We start from the raw sequence: 572 nt of genomic DNA on the forward strand, positions 1-572 counted from the left end.
AGGTTTTAGGCTTATACCCTTTAATGCCTGATCGTATGAGAGTTGACCGGGATGAGAACGGTCAAATTTTTTACGAGTATACGTTAAATGATAGTGATGTTTTAGCGGGTAAAGAAACGAGTGTGAAACTTAAACCATTTGACGTGCTTCATATTCCCGGTCTTGGTTTTGACGGTCTTGTTGGCTATTCGCCTATTGCGATGGCAAAAAACGCTATCGGCATGGCAATAGCTACGGAAGAGTATGGTGCATCGTTTTTCGCTAACGGTGCTACACCAAGCGGAATCTTGGAATACCCCGGTACAGTAAAAGATCCGTCTGGTATGAGGGATAGTTGGAATAGGGGGTTCTCGGGTTCTAACTCGCATAAGATAGCGATTTTAGAGGAAGGCATGAAGTATACGCCTATTTCTATTTCGCCTAACGAAGCGCAGTTTCTTGAAACTCGTAAGTTTCAGATTAACGAAATCGCTCGTATTTTTAGAGTCCCACCACACATGGTTGGTGATTTAGAAAAATCAAGTTTTTCTAATATTGAGCAGCAGTCGCTGGAGTTTGTGAAATACACGCTG

At 42.5% G+C, this 572-nt stretch carries 1 protein-coding gene; it reads left to right on the forward strand.

Going from position 1 to position 572, the window contains the following annotated elements:
- Nucleotides 1–572 (forward strand): phage portal protein (locus P0108_RS07160; RefSeq protein WP_473730942.1); only part of this gene is annotated, 572 nt, incomplete at both ends.

This window comes from Gardnerella sp. c10Ua_244 (genome assembly GCF_055818055.1).